This is a genomic window from Streptomyces sp. A1136, assembly GCF_004795055.1.
Classification (GTDB): Bacteria; Actinomycetota; Actinomycetes; order Streptomycetales; family Streptomycetaceae; genus Streptomyces.
Genome location: NZ_SSBJ01000206.1, coordinates 1 through 647 on the forward strand (window position 1 = coordinate 1; position 647 = coordinate 647).

The window sequence follows — 647 nt, forward strand, 5'->3', positions numbered from 1 at the left end:
ATCGCGGAGGACGGGATCGAGTCGGCGGAGGACGGGACGGCGAGCCGCTTCAACTCGCTGACCAGGGCGGCCTGCGTGTACTGGGCGATCATGAGGCCGGAGTCGACGCCCGGGTCGTCGGCGAGGAAGGAGACCCGGGACACGGCATGCTCCTGCCCATCGACGTCGACGACGGCGGCCGGGGAGAACCGCAGCTCGACCCGGGTCTCTCCCATGCAGGCGACGACCAGGCCGTCGCCGTCCACGACGATCACGGCAAGCGGGATCCGGCCGGCCACGGCGAACTGGTGCGGCAGCTTCGGCGGAGTACCACTGTCCATGGGTGGGAGGCTCCTTCCCCGCCGCGAGAATCGGCGGCTGTACCACCACCGTACGGCCATCGGGACACCGCGCGCGGGCCAACTCCACAATAGGCGTACGCCCGCGCGCACAGGCCGCACGCATTGACCAAAGGTCAGTCCTCGTGGCCCAGTTGGAGATCCCTTTCGGTCCGGCCGCCGCCCGCGACCTGCAGCACCGTGGCCACCGGCGGATAGCCCGCCGCGATCACCGTGTACTCGCCCGAGGACAGGTCGACGAAGCGGAAGGTGCCGTCGGGGCCGGTGGTGAGGGTGTCCACGACATTGCCCGCGGCGTCGAGCAGCGTG

Annotated in this window: 1 protein-coding gene and 1 pseudogene; both read right to left on the bottom strand. The window is 70.6% G+C overall.

What is annotated here, in order from left to right:
• Positions 1-128: pseudogene (locus E6R62_RS38095) on the bottom strand (aromatic amino acid lyase); the annotation flags it as partial.
• 326 nt (positions 129-454) lie between these two features.
• On the bottom strand, positions 455-647 hold a 193-nt coding region (locus tag E6R62_RS38100), incomplete at its 5' end, for a SpaA isopeptide-forming pilin-related protein (RefSeq protein ID WP_136217973.1).